Genomic DNA, 18,716 nt, shown 5'->3' on the forward strand with positions numbered 1-18,716 from the left:
ACCCGCGCCGGGCGGACCTGGCCATCGTGGCGGGCGTACCCCCCGGTATCGGGCGCGACACACCGGGCGACGGCGACCCGCATCCGATCGCCGGGCCGAAATCCCTCGACGGTGCACGACAGTTGCCGGCAGCGGGCCGGCGGCGGGCCGGCGCCGACCGGTCCGACGCGACCGCGCCGGCACCCTGGCCTAGGCTGGAAGAGCGGCACCCCGTCCCAGGGTCGAGCGCGGGGATCCGCTCACGCATTCATTCTGGAGGGGCCATGTCGCCCATCGACGAAAAACACGATTCCCTCATCTCCGCCGGCATCCTGAACCTGGGCGATCCGGTCGGGGAAGAGGAAGAGCTCTACGACGGCGGCTCCTGCCGGGCCTATACATTCGGACGCATCTACTTCCATCCGCGCGTGGGCGAGGCGTTCGAGCTGCACGGACTGATCATGGACACCTATCTCGGGATGGGCGCGGAGACCGGCGGACTGGGCTATCCGATCACCGACGAGGTGGACAACCCGGACGTCCTCGGCGGGCGGATGAACCGCTTCGAACTCGGCGACATCACCTTCGACCCGGCCTTCGGCATCAACGTGCGGACGACCGATCCCGAGATCGCCCCGCAGGTGATCGTCAAGATCGCCGACAGTGTCTTCGTACCACTCGGCCAGGGCGGCAGTCTCGACCTGGACCGGTTCGCCGCCGATGTCCTGGGCCCGGGCAGCGAGTTCGCCGTCGAGGCGGTGCGCGCGCTGCTGCCCGACCTCACGTTGCACCGCGTCTTCGACGGACTGTCCGCAGAGCAGATCCAGGTGCTGGTCGATCAGGCCGCCGAGGAGGAACCCGACTACGAGCGGACGAACTTCGAGAACTACCTCGAGATCGACTGCCCCGCCGGATTCGACACCGAGGCGCTCGCGGCCTCCATGGCCGCGTTCGGGGGGTCCGTGGAATTCGCCTACAGCATGCCGCTCGCCTCGGATCCGGTGGTCGGCACCGGCAACGCGCTGTTCTTCCGACAGGGTTACCTGGACCCGGCACTGGACGGCATCGGCGCGCAAGCGGCGTGGGCCAAGGGCGCGGGCGGCGACGGCACCCAGTTCATCGACCTCGAACAGGGCTGGTTCGTCGGCCACGAAGACCTTCCCCCGGGGCTGCGCCTGATCGACGGCGTCAACACCCCGCTGAGCTTCGCGCACGGCACCGCCGTCGTGGGCTCGATCGTCGGTATCGACAACACCCGGGGCATCTGTGGCATCGCACCGAACGCGTCGGCACGGATGATCTCCTACTTCCACGCGACGCAGGTCTTCAACTCGCCGGCGGACCGGCAACGTGTCGCCAACGCCATCATGCGGGCGCAGTCGGAGCTCTCCGCCGGCGACGTGCTGCTGCTGGAAGTCCAGTTCGCGGCGCAGTTCAACGGCGTGCCGCGCTTCGTGCCGGTGGAGACCGACCCGGGCTGTTTCGCCGCGATCGCGCTGGCCACCGCCCGCGGCGTGATCGTCGTGGAGGCGGCGGGGAACAAGAATGCCAACCTCGACGAATTCCGCGACCCCGTCACGAATCGGCGCGTGCTCAACCGCAACGAGCCGGGCGAGTTCCGTGAGTCGGGGGCCATCATGGTGGGGTCCGGCACGTCCGCGCAGCCGCACGGCCGGATCGCGGTGGAGAACCTGGCCACCGGCTCCTCGCAGAGCAGCTTCGGCAGTCGCGTCGACTGCTTCGCGTGGGGCGAGAACATCGTCACCACCGGCAACCCGAACACGCCCACGAAAGCCGACGCCTACTGGACCGGCCCGTTCTTCGGCGGCACCTCGGGCGCGGCCGCGATCATCGCCGGCGTGTGCCTGCTGGTGCAGGACCTGTTCACCAGGCTGAACCCGGGCGTCGGTGCCCCGGGCAAACTGAGCCCGAAGCGTATGCGCACGGTGTTGACCACCCCCGGCAACAGCACGGCAGGCGCTCCCGGCGCGTCCATCGGGGTGATGCCGGACCTGAAGAAGCTGATCGCGCGGGAATTCGTCTGACTCGTCGTTCATAGTCGAATACATGGAGTCAAAGTCGACACCCTCGGAGCCACCCCCGCCGCCGCCCGCCGACAACTCCCGTCGAAAAGCGCGTTCGCAGGCTCGGAACCTTCGACGGCACGAACGCGGACAGTGGGAGTTGCGCGAAGGACTGCGCTCTCGCGTCGTCGAACTCGAGGCACTCCTCAAGAGCAAGACCGCGCCGGGCCCGCTCACCGCGTGCGATCAGGTCCTGGCCGACCAGGCCCTCGAGTCGCTCGACGAGGCGAAGGAGGCCCTGGGGCACGAACACGGCCGACCGGCCGCGCACATCGCGGTCGCCCAGACGCAACTGGACGTCGCCTACATCTTCCTGCTCCGGCTACTGACGCTGGAGGACATGACCGCACACCTGCCCGGCATCGTGGCCTTCATCAAGGAGCACCTGCCGCTCGGCGACGAACGCCGCGCCCACGTGGACGAAATCGCGCTGTCCGTCCGCGCCGGTGACACGCTGACCGAAAACCAGCGCGAAGTCCTGGTCGACGCCTCGACGGTGGCACACCAGGTGCACCTGAAGGAGAAGCTCAGGGTCCGCAGCTTCGCGCACATCGTCTTCGGCGTCACCGCGGCGCTCGCGATCATCGCAGCCCTGATCGCCATGGCCGGCGCCGCCTCGCCCGGGACGGTGCCGTTGTGCTTCAACCCCACGGGTATCGGCATCGTCTGTGCCACGGCCACCGCCCCCGCCCCCGCCGGTGCCGCGGCGAACGGCGAGCGGGTCGACGGGCGAAGCCTGGACCAGATGTACGCCGACGTCGCCACCCAGTGGGACTACCCGGTGGTCGAACTGGTCGGCCTGGTCGCCGCCGCCGTGGCCGCCGCCGCGTCGCTGCGCCGGATCCACGGCACCTCGACGCCGTACAACGTGCCCGTGGCGCTGGCCCTGCTCAAGCTCCCCACCGGCGCGCTCACCGCACTCCTGGGGCTGTTGCTCATGCGCGGCGACTTCATTCCCGGCCTGAGCGCGCTCGACTCGTCCGCGCAGATCATCGCCTGGGCGGTGATCTTCGGCTACGCGCAGCAGTTGTTCACCCGCTTCGTGGACAACCAGGCCCAGCTGGTCCTCAACTCCGTGGGCGGCCCGACGACGCGCAACCCCGGCAAGACGATGCGCGGTTCACCGGCCCAACCGAGCTGAGCCCGCCGAGGATTCCCGCAGTCGGGCCCAGCGGGTGTGCACCTCGCCCACGGGCAACGTCCTCGCCCGGATCCGGGTGCTCACCACGAAGCGGGCGGACGGGTCGCATGCACCGCCGACGTGTTGGTGCCTGCCGGGCGCCATCCCTCTCGTCTCCCGGTCGTCGGGGCCGGCCGGCTGCCAGACTGGGGCGGTGACTACGGCGAAATCGGCGGCATCGCAGGGGCTTTTGGCGTCGGGGCTGGGCAGGAAGTTCACGCTGCTGTGGTCGGCCTCGTCGATCTCCGCCGTGGGTGACGGCATGCGGGATGCGGCCCTGCCCCTGTTGGTCGCCACGGTGTCATCGTCACCGAGGGCCGTGGCGTTGGTGACGGTGGCCGGAACACTGCCCTGGCTGGTGATGTCCTTGGTGGGGGGCGTCCTGGCCGACCGGTTCGACCGGCGGCGCCTGATGTGGCAGGTCGACCTGGTGCGCGCCGTGGTGGTCCTGGGCTTCGCCGCGTGGGTGCTGGTCGCAAGCCCGCCGTTGCTGGTGCCGGCCCTGCTGGCCTTCGTGCTCGGATGCGGCGAGACGGTCTTCGTCAACGCGTCCACGTCCGCCCTGCCGGATGTGGTGCGGCCCGAGCAACTCGAGGCCGCCAACGGTCGTCTGGAGGGCGGTCTCATCGTCGGCGGACACTTCGTCGGCCCGCTGCTGGGCTCCGCCCTGTTCGTTGTCGGCGCGGGGTACCCGTTCGCCGTGGACGGCGTCTCCTTCGTCCTGGCCGCCGCCCTGGTGGTCGCGTTGGGTCGGTCGAGCGCGAGCACGCCGTCACCTCGTCGCCCGGTGGCGGCGGACATCCGCGAGGGCGTTCGCTGGACCTGGACGCACCGCGGGATCCGGCTGCTGGCCATCGTGGCAGCGGTGGCGTCGATGGCTTTCTACCTGGCGGTCACCATGCTGGTGCTGCTGTTGACGAAGACCCTGGGAGCGTCGCCCGTGGCGTACGGCATGGTGTTGGCCTCGGGTGCCGTCGGCGGAGCGTTGGCCGGCGTCACCTCGGGCCGGCTGCGCAACCGCCTCGGCCTGACGTCCAGAATCGGTCTGTCCTTCTTCCTGATGGGAGCCTCACTGCTGGGTCTGGGGGTCGGCTCCTCCGTGGCCTTGGCGGCCGTCCTGTATGCCGTGGCCAGTTTCGGTGTGGTGACCTGGAACGTGCAGGTGGTCTCCCTCAGGCAACGGGTCGTACCGCGTCGGCTTCTCGGTCGGGTCAACAGCTGCTACCTGTTGCTGAGCCGTCTGGGGATCCTGGTCGGCGCCGGGCTCAGCGGCTGGCTCGGTTCCGCGTTCTCCGTGCGCGCCCCCGCCGTTCTCGGCGGTGTCGTCCTGCTCGCGTCCCTCGTCGTGGTCCCCAGGTTGGCGAGTCTCGAAAGCGTTCGAAGCCGACCCGCCGGACTCGACGGCGCAGCCGATCCGGATCCGGTCGACGATCCGACGCTCCCCCGGTGACCGGGCACCGCTTTCCGCAGGGCCGGGCGCGGCTCCCACCGCGCCCGTCCACGGTCACCGAACGACCGCGTACGCCTGTTGCCCACGCGGACTCGCCGCCGCCAGCACGCCGCCGTGCGAGTCCGGGCCCGTGGCACACACCTTGCCCAGGGTCATCGGCGCGGCCGTCTGCACCTCGTGGCCGCGCCGGCGAAGCTCGGTCAGGACGGCCGGATCGAACCCGTCCTGCTCCACGACCGCGGCCAGTGGCCGCGCTCGGCGGGGCGTGAACGAGCTCGGTACGTGATCGGTATGGAAGGTCGCCGCTTCCACCGCCTGCTGGGGGCTCATGCCGAAGTCGACGTGGTTGACGAAGAAGTTCAGGGTCCACTGGTCCTGTTGGTCGCCCCCGGGCGTACCGAAGGCCAGGTAGGGCGCGCCGTCCCGGAGCGCCAAGGTCGGACTGAGCGTCGTACGGGGCCGTTTGCCGGGAGCGACGGAGTTGTTGTGTCCCTCGTCCAACCAGGCCATCTGGCCTCGGGTGCCCAGCGGAAATCCGAGACCGGGGACCACCGGCGAGCTCTTGAGCCACCCTCCGCTGGGGGTGGCGACCACCATGTTGCCGTCGCGATCGGTCGCACTCACGCAGCACGTGTCGCCCTTCGCCGCCGTCCGCTGCAGGACGGTCGGGATGCCGTCGGCCAACTGCCGCAGCCAGTCCGGGTCGCCGGAGGAGGCGGACACGTCCAGTACCGGGGGAATCCACGGCTTTCGACCGTCGGGGAAGCCGGGGCGCAGGACATCGGACGCCTCGGATCCGATCAGCGTCCGGCGGGCTGCCGCGTAGGCGGGGTCGAGGAGGCCGGCCAGCGGCACGTCGGCGTGCTCGGGGTCGCCGTACCACGCCTCCCGGTCCGCGAAGGCCAACTTGGCGGACTCGATCACGGTGTGCACGTGGTCCGCGCTCCCGAAGCCCATCGCGTTGATGTCGAAGCCCTCCAGCAGGGCCAGTTGCTGGAGGAAGACCGGGCCTTGGGACCAGGGACCCGCCTTGTGCACGCTGTGACCGCGGTAGTCGAGGGCCGCGGTGGCCTCGACGGGTACCCGCCAGCCGGCCAGGTCGTCACCGGTGAGCAAGCCGCCGTTGTGCCGGCCGGTGGAGTCGATCGGCTCCTCGGTCGCCATGAACCGGTCGACGGCCTCGGCGACGAATCCCTCGTAGAAGGCCGAGATCGCGGCGTCCGCCTGTGCCTCGCGCGTTCGTCCGCCCGCCGTGGCCTCGGCGAGGATGCGGCGATACGTCCGGGCCAGCGCCGGATTGCGCATCCGGGCGCCGGGCGCGGGAGCCGCGCCGTGGTGCAGGTAGGTACGGCCGGACTCGGTCCACTCGTCGCGGAAGAGCGGCGCCATCACCTCGATCATCGCGGCGGTTTTGGGCAGCAGCGGATATCCGTCCTCGGCGTAGCCGATCGCGGGCTCCAGCACGTCCTGTACCGTCAGCCGGCCGAAGTCGCGCAGCAGGCGCATCCAGGCGCCGAAGGCCCCGGGCACGGTGGCCGCCAGCAGTCCGGAGCCGGGTATCACCGCCAGCCCGCGCCGGCGAAACGCCTCGGGCGTCGCCTGCCGCGGCATCGGACCCTGTCCGCAGACGACCTGGGTGGACCCGGTCGCCGCGTCGTAGACCATGATCGGCACGTCTCCGCCGGGGCCGTTGAGGTGCGGCTCCACCACCTGGATGACCAGGGCCGCGGCGGTGGCGGCGTCGAACGCGTTCCCGCCGCGGTCGAACATCGCCACGCCCGCCGCCGAAGCGAGCCAGTGCGTGGAGGAGACCGCGCACGCGGTGCCGTGCAGTTCCGGACGATGCAGCACGAGACGTCCTTCCGGGGGGTCGGTCAAGGGGATTCGACGGGGTCCGCGAGGTGTCCGGAGGCGACCGGTGTCACCCGGCCGGTCACGCTGCCTCGCACCACGAGGCCGTTCTCGACCGTCACCGTGCACTCGAGCAGGGCGGGGCGGCCCGCCTCGGCTCCCTGGCGGACCGTGTATCCGTGCTCGCCGTTCGTGGCGGGCAGTCGGCCGGCGACGATCAGCCACCCGCCCAGGGCCATGGCCACCGGTCCGCAGGCGGGGTCCTCGGGGATGCCGAAGCCGGGGGCGAACAGCCGGGCCCGGGCGAGGCGATCGGCCGGATCCCAGGTGAACAGGCACAGAGCCGGCAGAGCGATGTCGCGCATGTGCGCGTAGTCGGGTCGGGCCCGGGCGATCGCGCCGGCGCGGACCGGGAGCACCGCGAAGCCCCCGCCGAAGCCCGCCAGTCGCGGCCCGCCGTCGCCGTCCGCATCGGCGAGGTCTGCCTCGGTCAGCCCCACCGCGTCGAGCAGTGGTTGCCGATCCAGCGGCTCGCCGCGCACCGGCCCGGTCGCGTGCAGGGTGGCGCGGTCGGCCCGCGCCGCGAGCACTTGGCGTCCGGCGCCACATTCCTGCACCAGCCGGCCGGTGGGAACGCGGCCCAACCGAGCCAGCGTGGCGGCGGTCCCCACGCCGGAATGCGCGCCGTGCGGTGATTCGGCGTCCGGACCGAAGACGCGCACCCGGTACGACGCGTGGGGCGAGGTCGCGGGGAGGACGAAGGCGGTTTCCGCGGCGCCGAGTTCCGCCGCGACGCACTGCATCACGGCGGACGACAGTCCCGTCGCGTCGGGGACCACGGCCAGGGCACTGCCCGTGAAGGGACGGTCGGTGAACATGTTGACGAGCTCGTAGCCGATCATCGTGTGCCCGTCGACGTGAAGAGCTTGCCGGCGATCCGCTCCACGACCTCGGGGCTGCCCTGGTAGGGGAAGTCGGCTCGGGGCCAGTGGACGACCAGGTCGGTGAAGCCGACGTCCGCGAACAGTCCGCAGGCGTCCTCGTAGGCGTCCACCGAATCGATCACGCCGGTGATCATCGCGCCGGTGACGACCAGTCGGCGCACCGTCGAGGGGTCGCGGCCGATGTCCGCGCACGCCGCGTCGAGGGCGTGCGCCTGTGCGCGAAGCTTCGCGATCGCCGGTGCGTAGCCGCTCGGTTCACCCCAGCCGGGGTCGCCGGCCGTCACCCAGATGTCGGCGTGGCGAGCCGCCAGCCGGATGCCTCGGGGGCCGGTCGCGGCGATGGCCAGGGGCAGGCGCGGGCGCTGGACGCAGCCCGGCACCATGAAGGCGCCGTGGGCCTCGAACCAGGCGCCCCGGTGGTCGGTCACCCGTCGGCGCAGCAGCAGGTCGGTCATTTCGACGAACTCCGCGAAACGGTCGTGGCGTTCGGCCGGGGACGGCGGTGTGTGGCCCAGCACCCGGTCGTCGTGGCCTCCGGCGCCGGCGCCGAGTCCGCAGATCATCCGGCCGTCCGAGATGTCGTCGAGGGTCATCAATTCCTTGGCGAAGGTCACCGGGTGCCGGTAGGACGCGCCGGCGACCATCGTCCCGAGTCCGATCCGGGATGTGGCCTCGGCCGCGGCCGCCAGCGTCGGGACGGCGCCGAACCAAGGCTTTTCGCGCAACCATCGCCACATCAGGTGGTCGTAGGTCCACGCGTGGTCGAAGCCGAGTTCCTCGGCGCGCGTCCACAGTCGCCGCGCGTGCGACCAGCGCTGCTCGGGCAGCAGGATCACCCCGTGCCGCATGGCGCTCACGAGGCGGTCATCTCCTTGGCCACCCGGGCCGCGGAGAAGCCGGCGGCCAGACCGGCGACGCGAAAGAGCGAGGGAGTCAGATCCTCCTCGCACTCCACGATGTCGGGGTGTCGCATCTCCGCCAATGTCTCGTCCCGGCTCTCCGGCGACCCCGGGTACAGGCCGTTCGTGGCGAGGTCCATCACGATGGCCTTGTTGCGCCGCAACAATTGCGCCAGGATCTCCTGCCGCGTGGTCGGCGCCCGCAGGGTCAGGAAGTAGCAGTCGAAGATCCCCTCCCACATGCGGGGCTGGTTGGCGTCGCGTTGCGCGACCGACTGCTGGAGCAGCGACCTGCCGCCCTCCACCAGCTTGGCCGCGACCCCCAGGTGGATGCGGTGGCTCAACTCGACCTGTCGGACCAGCCGTTCCCGCTCGGAGTCGACCACGGGCGGCAGTTTCCGGCCTCGGAACAGGCTTCGTACCGGCGGGTAGTCCGGCGCCCAGGTACCGCTGAAGGTGCTGTGCAGCCGATGCATGCTCGGTCGGATGTCCGCGTTGTAGATGGCGCTGTTGCACGAGCCCGTGTACAGCAGCATCCCGCAGTACGCCCGCACGTATTCCGTCACGGCGACCGAGGCGGCCTCGCGGTCCTTCGGGTTCGAGGACAGCCGCGACAGTTCGTCCGCCAGCAGGCGCCAGATCACGAAGGAGACGTGATGGCCGATGATCCAGCGGAACCAGAACAGTTGCCCCAGGCGGCTGTCGTCGACGGGCGCGGTGATCCCGAAACCCTCCTCGGCCCGGGCCAGAAAGCCCAGGCACGCGTCGTCGAGGTCGGCTTCGTCGCGACCGCCGCCGTCGGGCGCGGCGTTGTTCGGCGCCGGCATCGTCAGCGGTTCCAGGCCGTAGGGGTAGTCGCCGAAGTCCCAGCCGTTGGTGCCGGGCAGGGAGAGTGCGGCGACGGCCGACGGGCGCCTCATGCGTTTTCCCCCACTGCTCCCGCGATGCAGGTGAACTCGAATTCCAGGCCGTTCACGTCGAGACAGTAGAAGCTTTGGGTGCCCTGCGCGTCGGTCACGATCTCGGTGGGTTGCTCCGGGTCGGCGAACGTGTAGCGGTGCGAACCGGAGAGTTCCAACCAACGGCTGCGCCAGGTACGCAGTTCGGCGGGCGTTTCGACGCTCAGGCACACGTGTTGGAAACGAGGTGCGTCCGGCGCGGCCCGGCCCTCGGCGGGAGTGCCGCGTTCGAAGAGATGGAAGTGCGCGGTCCCGACGGCCAGTTCGGCCATCCGCACGACGCCGGGCAGGCGGGAGACGGTCAGGTCCGAGAATATGTCCGTCGCCCAGGTCAGCCGGCCGCCGAAGAAGTCCTCGTACCATGAAATCGAGTTGTCGAGGTTGTCCGTCTGCACCGCGATGTGGTGCAGGACGGGCACCGATTCGAGATCGGGCATACGAATCCTCTCCGGTGGCCGGCGGCCTGCGTCGGCCCGTCTCCGACATCCTGCGGGGCTCAGAGCCTTTCGAGTTCGAAGATGACCTCACCGACGGCGATGTCGATCGAATTCTTACTCCTGAGCCGCCAACCGCCTTCCTCGAAAACGGATTCCCAGTCCCGCACGGTCGGAAGGAAGGTGCCCATCATGTCGTGCGCGACCTCGAATCCCAGCGCGAAGATCGGCAGGTCACGGTCGGCGACCCCCTCGCTGCGGGTGGCGTCACCCAGCAGGAATCTGCGCGCCCGCGGGAACAGGGTGCGCAGCCGCCGAAGGTTCTCGATGCACCTTTGCCGGGGCCAGAAGTCGTGCCCCATCATGAAACAGGTCAGGAGTTCGACCTCTTCGAACGCCGGAACCGGGGCCATCGTCAGCACGTCGGCCTGCACGAACGTCGTCCGGTCGGCAAGGCCGGCCGCGGCCGCCGCGGCGGTTGCCATGCGTACGGCCGGCTGGGCGATGTCGATGCCCACGGCCCGGGTACCGGGATGGCGGTCGAGGAGTTGCATGAGCCGCTCGCCGCTGCCGCAGCCCAGGTCGGCGACGACGTGAAAGTCGAAGTCCAGTCCCTGCACCGTCTGCCAGAACCAGGGGTCGTAGCAGAACGTGCTGATCTCCCGGCACGCGAAGGCGATGGCGGCGCTGTCGCGCGGGCAGAAATTTCCCACCCGGTTCTCGGTGCGCACGACCTCGGGCGCCCGCCGGAACAGATCGGCACTCCCCCTGGTGAGCCAGTGAAAGAACGATTTGTTTCGGTATGCCTCGGGGAAGTGGACGCCCGGTAATATCTTGAAATCTTCGCGCTCGACGATCTCGACCGCCGCCAGTGCCCGAAAGAGGGCGAGAACGGAAACGGTGTCGAGTCCTCGTTCGGCCGCGAAACTCTGCACGTCGAGCATTCCCTGCGTGTGTAACTCGTCAAACATACCGAGTTCCCAGGCGGCACCGATCGCCGAAGCCGCCACCGCAGAATTGTATATGTGGATTATCGCTCTTTCGCTGTCCCCCGGCGTCACATCCACCCCTCTCACGCAAAATGGTGAGAAACAAAAATTTACGACAGGCGACATTTAATATCCATGATCACGATCGGATAACGCAAGTGACGTGCGTCACATCGGCGCCGTGTTGACAGGGCGACCGCACCGACGGCAGGTTCACCATGACCCACCTGGACGACCAGGGCCGCCGACCACTCGGCACGCCGGGACGGCGGCTTGAACTCATGTCACCCCGCGTGCCTTGCGGCCTCCCTGGATAGGGCTTGGCGCGACCGTCGGACCGGAATGCGGCAGAGTGACTGGAGTTCACGTTGTCCGATTCGTCAACAGACATACCCTTATCGCGAAATTCTTCCGTCTCGTCATATACCGAGTGGGATCCACTCGAAGAAGTGATTGTCGGGATAGTTGACGACGCCACGTTTCCCCCGTGGCACGCATCACTGGAACCGGTCATTCCGGCGCACCAGCACGAGACCTTCCGCCGCCGCGGCGGGCAACCGTTTCCCGCCGAGTTGATCGCCGCGGCCCGCAAGGAACTCGACGAGTTCGTGCACATCCTCGAAGCCGAGGGGGTGACGGTCCGACGCCCCGAGCCGGTCGCGCAGCGCACGCCCTACGCCACGCGCGACTGGACCAGCACCGGTCTGTACGCGGCCATGCCGCGCGACTGCCTCCTGGTGGTGGGCGAGGACGTCATCGAGTGCCCGATGGCCTGGCGCTCCCGGTACTACGAAACCCTCGCCTACCGGCCGCTCCTGAAGGAGTACTTCCGGTCCGGCGCCCGGTGGAGCGCCGGACCCAAGCCCGAACTCACCGACGAACAATACGACTTGACCTGGACCGAGCCGGCCGAGGGGATGCCGACCCGGCTGATCGTGACCGAGTTCGAGCCGACCTTCGACGCGGCCGACTTCCTGCGGCTCGGGCGCGACATCGTCGCTCAGAAGAGCAACGTCACGAACGAGTTCGGCATCGACTGGCTGCGCCGCCATCTCGGTGATCGATACCGGATCCACGTCCTCGAGTTCGACGACACGCACCCCATGCACATCGACGCCACGCTGGCCCCGCTGGCTCCCGGGAAGCTGCTCGTGCACCCCGAGCGAGTCTCGAGGGTACCCGCGATCTTCAAGGGCTGGGACGTGATGCGCGCCCCCCGGCCGGTGATTCCCGACAGTCACCCGCTCTACCTGACCAGCAAGTGGATCAACATGAACGTCCTGATGCTGGACGAGAACCGCGTCGTGGTCGAACGCGACGACGAACCGATGATCTCCGCGATGAAGGAGTGGGGCTTCACCCCCATTCCGTGCAGCTTCCGCAACTTCAACAGTTTCGGTGGCTCCTTCCACTGCGCCACCCTCGACGTGCGACGCAGCGGCGGACTCGACTCCTATCTCGACCACCCCGGCTGACCCACCGCAGGGAGCACCTCGCCAAGCGTCGTCTCGATCTGGAGTGTGAGATGTCGGACCGCAGCGCCGGACGTATCGAGCTCATGGCAGGGCAGCGGGGCCTGTGGTACGCCCATCGATTCGACCCCGAGAGCCCGATCCTCAACGAGGGCGAGTATCTCGACATCGACGGCACCCTCGACATCGGCCTGTTCGAGGAGGCGTTGCGGCAGACCGTGTCCGAGGCGGAGACCCTGCGGCTGAGATTCATCGAGGACGAGGACGGGCTCCGCCAGGAGGTCGACCCGGACCTCGAACATCGCCTGCACGTCGTCGACGTGAGCGCGGACCGGGACCCGCACCGGTCCGCGCTGGAGTGGATGAACGCCGATCTGGCCCGCCCGCGCGACCTCGAACGCGGGCCGCTCGTCACGTTCGCGCTCTTCAAGCTGCACGATCGGCGTTTCCACTGGTACCAGGGCTGCCACCACATCGTGAACGACGGATTCGGCTTTCCCCTGGTGGTCGCCCGCGTAGCCGAGCTCTACACCGCCCTGTTCGAGGGCGGCTCGGCCGACGGCGAACCCTTCGAGTCCGTGCAGGCCCTCGTCGACGCCGATGCGGCGTACCGCGCCTCCCCCGCGTTCGACGAGGACCGGCGGTACTGGCTCGACCTGCTGGCGGACCGGCCCCGCCCGGTGTCCCTGGCCGGCGGGGCGGTGCGGGGACCGGCCCGCGCGCGCCGGCGCGAGACGAGGAACCTGGACCCCGCGGCGGCCGACCGACTCCGGTCCGCCTGCCGCGGCTTCGGAACCAACCTGGCCGGCCTCGCGGTCGCGGCCACCGCGCTGTTCGCCGCGCGGGCCACGGGCGAGACGGACGTGGTCATCGGCTTCGCCGTACCCGGCCGCGGCCCCGGCATCGAGCGGACGATTCCCGGCGTCGTGGCCAACGTGGTCCCCATCCGCCTGTCGGTGCGTCCCGAGACGACCCTGGCGGACCTGGTCGACCGAAGCGTCGTCCAGGTCCTGGAGGCGATGCGCCACCAGCGATACCGCTACGAGGACATCCGCCACGACCTCGGCCTCGCCCCGGGGGAGGTGCCCTGGGCGGTCTCCCTGAACGTCATGCCGTTCGACTACCGAGTCACCCTCGCCGGCCGGCCCTTCGTCGCCCACAACCTCGCCACCGGTCCCTTCGAGGAGATCTCCCTGAACCTGTGGGACATCTCGCGCGACGGCAGCCTGCAACTGGCCGTCGACACCGACCCCGACCGGTTCGACGAGCGCACGCACGCGGGCTGCGCGCGCCTGCTCGACGAAGCGCTCGACCGCGTCCTCGACACGCCGGGCAACACCCCGATGGGCCGAATCGACGTGCTGCCGGCCGCCGTTCGACGGCTGCTCCTGACCCGGTGGAACCCGCCGTCCGCACCGCTCCCCCCGCGCACCCTGTCCGAGCTGCTCGCCGAGCAGGTCCTGCGCACCCCGGAGCGGACCGCGCTGGTGTACGGGGAAACCTCCTTGACGTATGCCGAACTCCGGGCCCGGGCGAGGCGGCTGGCCCGCGTGCTCACCGAGCGGAGCATCGGACCCGAGCGGTTCGTGGCCGTACTGCTGCCCCGCTCCCCCGCGGGCGTGGTGGCCTTCCTGGCCACGCTCACCGCCGGCGGCGCCTACGTGCCGATCGATCCCGGGTACCCGCCGGAGCGCATCGCGTACATGCTCGACGACGCGCGACCGGCTCTGGTGGTGACGACGGCGGACCTGGCGCGGGGACTTCCACCCGGCTGGACCGGGCCACGGTGTCTGGTGGTGGACGAGGTCACCGGCGCCGCCGACCGGACGCCCCTCGCCGAGTCCCGCGACGCACCCGCCCCCGACCTCCTCCCGGCTCATCCGGCGTACGTGATCTACACCTCGGGGTCGACCGGACGTCCCAAGGGGGTGGTGATCGAACACCGGTCGATCGCCCGGTACGTGGCGCACGCCGTCCAGGCGTACGGCGTGGGCGAGCAGGACCGTGTCCTGGCGGCGTACGCCTTCACCTTCGACGGTTCCATGCTCGAACTGTGGGTCTCCCTGGCCGCCGGGGCACAGATCGTGCTGGCCGACGACGACCAACGGCTCGACGCCGAAGCCCTGCAACGGCTGATGGCCGCCCACCGGGTCACCGTCGCGCATCTGTCCCCGGCCCTGATGCATCTGCTGCGGCCCGACGAACTGCCCGCGCTGCGTACGGTATCCGCCGGTGGCGAGCGCGTGCCGGCAACGCTCGTGGACCAGTGGGCCGCGGACGGACGAGAGTTCTGGAACGGATACGGACCCACCGAGACCACCGTCGACGCCGCGCAGAAACTGTGTGTCGCGCCCTCCGACGGCCGATCGCCGCCGATCGGCCCACCGGTCACCCACGCCACGGCGTACGTGCTGGACGCCGGTCTGCACCTGCTGCCCCCGGGCGCCGTCGGCGAGCTCTACGTCGCCGGACCCGGCCTGGCCCGGGGCTATCTGCGGCGCCCCGGCCTCACCGCCGAGCGCTTCGTCCCGAACCCCTTCGGTGCGCCCGGATCGCGGATGTACCGTACCGGGGACCTGGTGCGCTGGACGTGGGACGGCGATCTGGACTTCGTCGGACGGGCGGACCACCAGGTCAAGATCCGCGGCTTCCGGATCGAGCCGGGCGAGGTGCAGGCCGCCCTGGCCCGGTGCGCCGGCGTCGCCGCCGCGATCGCCGTGGTGCGCGAGGACCCCGGCACCGACAAGCGCCTGGTCGGCTACCTGGTGCCCGCGGCGGGAGCGCGGCCGGACATCGCCGCGATCCGTGCGCAGGTGGCCGGCTTCCTGCCCGACTACATGGTGCCCGCCGCCTTCGTCGTGCTGGACGCGCTGCCGTTGACCACCGCGGGGAAGGTGGACGAGCGCGCCCTGCCCGCACCTTCCCGCCAGGCCCCGAGCGGCGGACGCGAGCCCGGGACACCCGCGGAGAAGGCGCTGTGCGCGATCTTCGCCGAGGTGCTGGGCCTGACCTCGATCGGCGTCGACGACAGCTTCTTCGCGCTGGGCGGCCACTCCCTGTCGGCGACGCGCCTGCTCACCCGGATCCGGACCGTGCTGGGCCGGGAGACGGGTATTCGGACCGTGTACGAGGCACCGACCGTCGCGGCGCTGGCCGTCCGGCTCGGCACGGCCGGCCCCGCCCGGCCCGCACTGGTCCCGGCGGTGCGGCCCGACCGGATCCCGCTGTCGTTCGCCCAGTCCCGACTGTGGTTCCTTCGACAATTCCAGGGGCCGATCGCCACGTACAACGAGGGCATGGGGCTGCGTCTGCTCGGTGCCTTGGACGTCGCCGTCCTGCGCGCCGCGCTGCGCGACCTGGTAGGCCGGCACGAGGTACTGCGCACCGTGTTCCCGGCCGACGACGGCCATCCGTATCAGCGCGTGCTCCCCGCCGACTCGGTCGACCTCGACCTGCCCGTGGTGCCGGTCGACCCGGCCGACCTGGCACAGGACCTGGCCCGGGCCACCCGGCGGGCGTTCGACCTGGAGTCGGAGATCCCGCTGCGCGCGCGGTTGGTCGCCCTGTCGCCCAGGGAACACGTCCTGTTGCTGGTGATGCACCACATCGCCGGCGACGCCTGGTCGTTGCGTCCGCTGTTGGCCGATCTGGGCCGGGCATACACCGAGCGCGCCGCCGGACGGGAACCCGGCTGGGCGCCGCTCCCGGTCCAGTACGCCGACTACACCCTGTGGCAGCGGGACCGGCTCGGCTCGGCGGCGGATCCGGACAGTGTCCACGCCGAACAACTGGCCTACTGGCGGCGGGCCCTGGCCGAGCTGCCGCAGGAGATCAGTCTCCCGTCGGACCGGCCCAGGCCCGCCCTGCCCTCCTACGCGGGCGACTCGGTTCCGCTGGAGATCCCGGCGCACGTGCACCTGGGGCTGGTGAACCTGGCCCGGGCGCACGACGCGAGCACGTTCATGGTGCTCCAGGCCGTGCTGGCCGTGCTGCTGTCCAAGCTCGGAGCCGGCGACGACGTCCCCATCGGTGCGCCGGTGGCCGGACGCCTGGACGACGCGCTGGAGGAACTGGTGGGGTTCTTCACCAACACCCTCGTGGTGCGTACGGACCTGTCGGGAGATCCGACCTTCACCGAGTTGCTCGCCCGGGTGCGGGAAACCTGCCTGGACGCCTATGCCCACCAGGACGTCCCCTTCGAACTGCTGGTCGGCGACCTGGCGGTGGAGCGTTCCCTGGCCCGGCATCCCCTGTTCCAGGTGGCGCTCGTGCTGCGCAACACCCGCCCGGGCGAACTGGTGCTGCCCGGCATCGAGGTGCACCCCGAGTCGGTATGGACCGGTATGTCACCGTTCGACCTGGTGGTGGAGTTCGACGACGAGTCCGCCGGGTCGCAGGGCCCCACCGGACTGAGCGGCGCCCTGCTCTTCGGCACCGACCTGTTCGACCGGAGCACGGCGTTGTCCATCGCGGACCGGCTGCGGCGCCTGCTCGCGCAGGTGGTGAGCGAGCCCACGCGCCGGATCGGCGCGTTCGAACTGTGGGCGCCCGGCGAGCGCGAGCGGGTGGTGCGGGACTGGAACGACACGGATCACCCGGTCGTCGAGACCACGCTGCCGGCCCTGTTCGAGTCCCGGGTCGCGCAGGGCCCCGAGCGCACGGCGGTCACCGCGCCCGACGGGAGCATGACGTACCGCGAGTTCAACGCCCGGGTGAACCGGCTGGCGAGGCTGTTGGTGGCCGCCGGGGTGGGGCCCGAATCCGTGGTCGCCCTGGCCGTGCCGCGCTCACTCGACCTGGTGGCGGCGGTGTGGGCGGTGCTCAAGGCGGGTGCGGCGTACCTGCCGCTGGATCCGCAGTATCCGCCCGAGCGGATCGCCTTCCTCCTCGACGACGTCCGGCCGGCCCTGCTGCTGACCACCGTGCGCACGAGTGCGGAACTGCCGCCCGGTGTCCCGCGCCTGCTCCTGGACGAGCCGCGGACCGGCGCCGCGGCGGCCGCCGAGTCGGCCGACGACCTGCGCGACGACGAACGGACCGGGCCGTTGTCGGCGCTGCACCCGGCGTATGTGATCCACACGTCCGGCTCGACCGGCAGGCCCAAGGGCGTCACCATGGGTACGGGCGCGATGGTGAACCTGGTGCAGGCGCACGCCCGGTGGGTCCGGCGGGAGCGGACGGGCATCGGCGGCCCGGTGGCGCAGTTCGCGGCGATCAGCTTCGACGTCTCGGCCTGGGAGATCATCGAGACCCTCACCTCCGGCAGGCACCTGGTCGTCCCCGACGACGAGGTCCGGCGCGACCCGGCGGCGTTCACCAGATGGCTGGACAAGCACGAGGTGGAGCAGTTCTGCGCGCCGAACGTGATGGTGGAGGCGGTGTGCGAGGCGGCCCTGGCCCAGGGGTTGGCGCTGCCGGCACTGCGCGACATCGGACAGGGCGGCGAGGTGCTGCGACTGACCCCCGGGGTCCGGGAGTTCCTGTCCGCGCGGCCGAAGGTGCGGCTGCACAATCTCTACGGCCCCACCGAGACGCATCTGGTGACCGCCTTCTCGCTGCCGGCGGACCTGACGCACTGGCAGTCCTCGACCGCGCCGTTGGGCACGCCGATCTGGAACGCCCGGATGTACGTGCTGGATCGGACCCTGCGGCCGGTTCCGCCGGGGGTGACCGGTGAGTTGTACATCGCCGGCGCGGCCCTGGCCCGCGGCTACTGGAATCGTCCCGGCCTGACCGCCGACCGGTTCGTGCCGAACCCCTTCGACGGCCCCGGCGAGCGCATGTACCGCACCGGCGATCTGGTGCGCTGGTCCGGCGACGGCCGGTTGGACTATGTGGGCCGCGTCGACGATCAGGTCAAGGTGCGCGGGTTTCGGATCGAGCCCGGAGAGGTGGAGGTGGTGCTCGCCCGGCACCCGGACGTCGACCGGGTCGCGGTCGTCGTGCGCGAGGACCAGGCGGGAGAGAAGCGGCTGGTCGCCTACGTCGTGCCGGCCGCGGGCACCCGTCCGGACCCGGTCGCGCTGCGCCGCTTCGTGGCCGAGTCGGTGCCGGACTTCCTGGTGCCCACCGCGGTGCTGATCCTGGCCGACCTGCCACTGACCGTGAGCGGCAAGGTCCATCGCCGGGCGCTGCCCGCCCCGGACTTCGCGCAGTTCGCCTCGACCCGGGCACCGGCTACGCCGGAAGAGGAGGCCCTGTGTGCGCTGTTCGCGGACGTACTGCGACTGGAGCGGGTCGGACCGGACGACTCCTTCTTCGACTTCGGCGGTCATTCGCTCCTGGCCACCCGACTGACGAGCCGGATCAGGACCGTGCTGGGCGTCGACGTCGAGGTGGGCGCGGTGTTCGAGGCCCCGACGCCGGCGGCGCTGGCCGCCCGGATCAAGGGCACGAAACGTTCGCGCCGGCCGGCGTTGCGGCGGATGCCCCGCCCGGGGCCCGCGGCCGAAGCACGGAGCGACGGCTCGTGATC

At 70.6% G+C, this 18,716-nt stretch carries 11 protein-coding genes; 5 read left to right on the forward strand and 6 right to left on the reverse strand.

The window, feature by feature from the left end:
• Positions 1 to 263: 263 nt before the first annotated feature.
• From ACH4XV_RS30095 to ACH4XV_RS30105, 3 genes are all read left to right on the forward strand, one after another.
• Positions 264 to 2,024, forward strand: coding sequence for a S8 family serine peptidase (locus tag ACH4XV_RS30095; RefSeq protein WP_395795228.1), 1,761 nt, complete (start codon positions 264 to 266; stop codon positions 2,022 to 2,024).
• 139 nt (positions 2,025 to 2,163) lie between these two features.
• Positions 2,164 to 3,204: a hypothetical protein gene (locus ACH4XV_RS30100; protein WP_395795230.1), complete on the forward strand. Its 1,041-nt coding sequence runs from the start codon at positions 2,164 to 2,166 to the stop codon at positions 3,202 to 3,204.
• A gap of 193 nt (positions 3,205 to 3,397) precedes the next feature.
• Positions 3,398 to 4,693 carry an MFS transporter gene (locus ACH4XV_RS30105; protein WP_395795232.1) on the forward strand — a complete coding sequence of 432 codons (1,296 nt, stop codon included), beginning with the start codon at positions 3,398 to 3,400 and terminating at the stop codon, positions 4,691 to 4,693.
• A gap of 54 nt (positions 4,694 to 4,747) precedes the next feature.
• Here the strand turns inward: ACH4XV_RS30105 and ACH4XV_RS30110 are convergent, their stop codons facing one another.
• The 6 genes from ACH4XV_RS30110 to ACH4XV_RS30135 are packed head-to-tail and all read right to left on the reverse strand — an operon-like array spanning position 4,748 to position 10,790.
• On the reverse strand, positions 4,748 to 6,544 hold the full coding sequence (locus tag ACH4XV_RS30110; protein ID WP_395795234.1) for a gamma-glutamyltransferase family protein: 1,797 nt from the start codon (positions 6,542 to 6,544) through the stop codon (positions 4,748 to 4,750).
• A gap of 23 nt (positions 6,545 to 6,567) precedes the next feature.
• Complete coding sequence (locus ACH4XV_RS30115) at positions 6,568 to 7,446, reverse strand: PhzF family phenazine biosynthesis protein (protein ID WP_395795236.1); 879 nt, start codon at positions 7,444 to 7,446, stop codon at positions 6,568 to 6,570.
• On the reverse strand, positions 7,443 to 8,336 hold the full coding sequence (locus tag ACH4XV_RS30120) for an LLM class flavin-dependent oxidoreductase (protein ID WP_395795616.1): 894 nt from the start codon (positions 8,334 to 8,336) through the stop codon (positions 7,443 to 7,445). Before ACH4XV_RS30120 ends, ACH4XV_RS30115 begins: the two co-directional genes overlap by 4 nt.
• Before the next feature lie 5 nt (positions 8,337 to 8,341).
• The gene (locus ACH4XV_RS30125; RefSeq protein ID WP_395795238.1) at positions 8,342 to 9,307 is read right to left on the reverse strand and encodes a hypothetical protein; all 966 of its coding nucleotides are present in this window, start codon (positions 9,305 to 9,307) and stop codon (positions 8,342 to 8,344) included.
• Entirely contained in the window at positions 9,304 to 9,783 is a 480-nt protein-coding gene (locus tag ACH4XV_RS30130) for a VOC family protein (RefSeq protein WP_395795240.1), read from the reverse strand. The genes ACH4XV_RS30125 and ACH4XV_RS30130 overlap by 4 nt, the downstream gene beginning before the upstream one ends.
• A 59-nt stretch (positions 9,784 to 9,842) precedes the next feature.
• A complete protein-coding gene (locus tag ACH4XV_RS30135) occupies positions 9,843 to 10,790 on the reverse strand; it encodes a methyltransferase domain-containing protein (protein ID WP_395795242.1) in 948 nt (315 codons plus the stop codon).
• A gap of 428 nt (positions 10,791 to 11,218) precedes the next feature.
• Here ACH4XV_RS30135 and ACH4XV_RS30140 point away from each other — a divergent pair, with 428 nt between their 5' ends.
• Positions 11,219 to 12,244 carry an amidinotransferase gene (locus ACH4XV_RS30140; RefSeq protein WP_395795244.1) on the forward strand — a complete coding sequence of 342 codons (1,026 nt, stop codon included), beginning with the start codon at positions 11,219 to 11,221 and terminating at the stop codon, positions 12,242 to 12,244.
• A 50-nt stretch (positions 12,245 to 12,294) separates the two neighbouring features.
• Positions 12,295 to 18,714, forward strand: a complete 6,420-nt coding sequence (locus tag ACH4XV_RS30145) for an amino acid adenylation domain-containing protein (protein WP_395795246.1) — start codon at positions 12,295 to 12,297, stop codon at positions 18,712 to 18,714.
• Positions 18,715 to 18,716: the final 2 nt, after the last annotated feature.

The organism is Embleya sp. NPDC020630 (genome assembly GCF_044334985.1).
Taxonomy (GTDB): domain Bacteria; phylum Actinomycetota; class Actinomycetes; order Streptomycetales; family Streptomycetaceae; genus Embleya.